This is a genomic window from Martelella sp. (assembly GCF_984369615.1).
Map to the genome: position 1 here is coordinate 1 of NZ_CFHTCS010000455.1, position 2,958 is coordinate 2,958.

Sequence of the window (2,958 nt, forward strand, 5' to 3'; positions counted from 1 at the left end):
CGACGGGATCGCCGGTTTCCGGTGCGGTGTCTGTGACCTTTCGCGGAACGCCTTCGGGCGCGGCGACATCCACACCGGTATAGATGCCCTGTTCGAACAGCAGCGCCTCTTCCCGGCGCCGGCGCACAAGCCCGGGCAGGCGCTTGCCCTTCGAGGTATTGTAATGCGTGGCCAGATAATCAGCGGCCGCCTTCAGCTTGCCGGCGCGCCAGAGCGTGCCGAAGCGCCATTTGCTGACCACGCGGCCGCCGAGATTGTAAGCGGCGCTGGTTGCGGCATCGAGCTGATACTGCGTCCGATCCGCTGGCGAATGGGCAACCACTTCCTTTGCATAGCCCTGATTGAGAACGGCGCGGAAGATCCGGTCGCCGTCCTCAACCGAGATCCTGGTCTTGCCGGGGACGATCCGCGTGATCCCGATCTTTGCCAGTTCCAGCCGGCAATAGGGCGAGTTCATGGTGAAGCCGGCAAAGAGCGTCGGTGTGCCGGTCGGATCGAGATAGGCAAGAGTGGGCGCGCCCTCGTGACCGCGCACGAAGGCTGCCCCCGGTTCAGAGACCGTGGTGATTTCCATTTTGATTTTCCCTTGGAGTGTTCGCCGGTCAGGCCGGCATTACATCAGGCCGACAAATGATCAGGCAAAGCGTTCGGCCGGCGTTGCCGGTTCCGGCGCGACCACATGGGCCGCCAGTTCTGCCGGCAACGCCGCGCCGTCGGCCAGACGGAGATTGACGTGGTAGCCCCCGACGGCCGCCACCTCCGGATAGGCGATGCCGTCGCCACCGGTTACGGTCTTGCCGGTCGGTGCATAGACAAGACCGTCGCAGACCGCACCCACGGGCTTGAGCGCCAGCATGCCCGCCGGCAGTCCGGTATCGCGATAGGTAAGACGGGTTTCGTCCCCTTCTCCGGCTGGAACCGTCATGCCCGCGCCGGCGAGTACCGCCCACGCTTCGGCATGGTCGGCAAACTTCAGGAACACATCACGCATAGGGCTCCGCCTTTGTTTGAAGGTCCTCATCCGTCATGCGGAAAGGCCAGATGACAATCTTGTCGAACCAACCGGGGGCAAACCGCCCGGCACCATCCCGCCCGAGAAAAACCTCTTCGAAACCGCTATCGAGCGGGAAAGCGTTGCTCACCACGGCTTCGCTGTTGAAGCTTCCCCGTTTGGCGCTGTCGGGAATGCTGTTGGCAACCGCGATGCCAAAAGCCGGCAGTGGGCGCGCGGCCTCTCCGATCGTTACGGCGTTGGCGTTTCCGGCGTAGATCGCCGTCTCGCTGGTGCCAAAGCCGACAATGCGACGCGACGAGCCATCGCCAACAATACGCCCGCCTTCGCCTTGGAAACCCTGCCCCTGCACCAAAAGACTGACCTCATCACGCCTCAACAACGCGGCAACCGGCTCTGTCAGTTGTGCTTTGTCAGCAGGGCGGGTGACGGACCCCGAAGCGTCGTTGTAGATCAGCGATGAAGAGAATTCGCCTACCTCAAACTGCCCTGCGTACAGGATCATGTTCGCTCCAACCGTGCTGGAATTAGGTCCTGCACCTAATTGTACGGACGTGGCCGCACCCGAAAGTGTGACTGTCACGAAGACCCGAAGAACCCCGTCAGACAACTCTTCGACTTTGATCGCCGAAAGCGGCCCCGCCTGATCAAGGCCTACGAAAGAAGATCCACTTGAGTTGATATTCACATACGACTCAACTGCAAGATCCTGATTGCGGACCGAAAACCTCATCGAATTGCTCGAGCCGAACTTTACGATCCATTGCATCGTAAACCGGTCGCCGACGTCGAAGTTGCCCTCAGCAAGAATTGAACGCCTGTGCCAGGTTTCGCCGCCACTTTGAACAGAGACAGCCTTATCGAGAGCGCCAAATGGCGTGACAACATTACTGACTGTTGTTCCGATGTTGAGCCATAGTCTTGGATTGGTCTCAGCGCCGCATAACCCTGTCGCCGGTCCCTCCAGCAACAACTGCCGCCGCCCGTTGGTATGGTCAAAGCGCGGCACGTCTGCCGCCGCGATCCTGATCAGACCATCGGCATCGACATAGGTCGCCGAGCCGGGCCGGCTAAAATCAATCATCTCCGCAAAGCCAGCGTTTCGCATGGTTCACCTCGCATATCTGTCAGAGGAAAAGTCAAGAATGGCGGCCGGCGATCTGCCGATTCCGTCGGCATCGCCCGCCGCATAAGCCGGCAGTTCCCACCAGCCCTCGATCGTCGCATAGCGGTTGCCGCCAAAATCCAGAATGGCGGCCGGGCCGAGCGTCAGGCTTATGTCGGCGTCGGCGGCCGCAAAGGCGGCGGACGCCCACCAGCGCCCACGCCCCGGCGGCCGCGTGGCCGCGAGGCTTGTTCCAATTGTCAGGGATGGCATGGTCTTACTCCGGCCAGTGTCTGTCTGAGGCGAAGTCCGCCGGGACCGAAGACAGATCCTTCAGCGCCCGGGCGGCAAAGATATGCGCCTGTTTGTGGGCAAGGGCCGCCTGACCGAACGCATAGAGGGTCGCCGCATCCATCTTGTGCGTGCTGTTGTCGGCGGCGATCCAGACAAAATCACTGTCGCCGCCATGCCAGCGATAATCGCCGGCCGCCGCGCCGTCGATCATGGCGCCAAGGGCGGCCGTTGCCGCGCCGGCGATGTTCTCCCGGTCTTCCGCCCGGGACTGATACAGAACGCCGTTGAAGACAAAGCCCGCCGCGATCCGGCGATCCCGCTCGGCATCGACGGCATGGCGCAGGCCGCGGGCTTTGCGCTCATCGACAAAGACTTCGACCGCATCGCGATGCGCATCAACCAGCTCATGGAGATCATCCGGCGTCGGAAAGGCGGCATCGACCTGCCAGTCGAGGATCACGGCCGAACCGACGCGCGCGCCGGTGTCGTCATCGACAATATGGCCGGTGCGGAAGTCTTTTCCCGGTTCCGCTTCGGGATAGGCCAG

General features: G+C 62.1%; 5 protein-coding genes. All 5 read right to left on the reverse strand.

Annotated features, from left to right (window positions below; genetic code table 11):
* Positions 1-574, reverse strand: a 574-nt coding sequence (locus tag AC5DC2_RS22085) for a lysozyme (RefSeq protein ID WP_491700039.1), incomplete at its 3' end; no start/stop codon positions are given.
* Positions 575-634: 60 nt separating this feature from the next.
* Positions 635-991, reverse strand: coding sequence for a hypothetical protein (locus AC5DC2_RS22090; protein ID WP_491700040.1), 357 nt, complete (start codon positions 989-991; stop codon positions 635-637).
* On the reverse strand, positions 984-2,120 hold the full coding sequence (locus AC5DC2_RS22095) for a phage head spike fiber domain-containing protein (protein WP_491700041.1): 1,137 nt from the start codon (positions 2,118-2,120) through the stop codon (positions 984-986). Before AC5DC2_RS22095 ends, AC5DC2_RS22090 begins: the two co-directional genes overlap by 8 nt.
* A gap of 3 nt (positions 2,121-2,123) precedes the next feature.
* A complete protein-coding gene (locus tag AC5DC2_RS22100; RefSeq protein ID WP_491700042.1) occupies positions 2,124-2,390 on the reverse strand; it encodes a hypothetical protein in 267 nt (88 codons plus the stop codon).
* 4 nt (positions 2,391-2,394) lie between these two features.
* On the reverse strand, positions 2,395-2,958 hold a 564-nt coding region (locus AC5DC2_RS22105), incomplete at its 5' end, for an XkdW family protein (RefSeq protein ID WP_491700043.1).

Excerpts from the sequence above, each read along its gene's own strand:
- AC5DC2_RS22095 (WP_491700041.1), bottom strand. The coding sequence starts at position 2,120 with ATGCGAAACGCTGGCTTTGCGGAGATGATTGATTTTAGCCGGCCCGGC.
- AC5DC2_RS22100 (WP_491700042.1), bottom strand. The coding sequence starts at position 2,390 with ATGCCATCCCTGACAATTGGAACAAGCCTCGCGGCCACGCGGCCGCCG.
- AC5DC2_RS22090 (WP_491700040.1), bottom strand. The coding sequence starts at position 991 with ATGCGTGATGTGTTCCTGAAGTTTGCCGACCATGCCGAAGCGTGGGCG.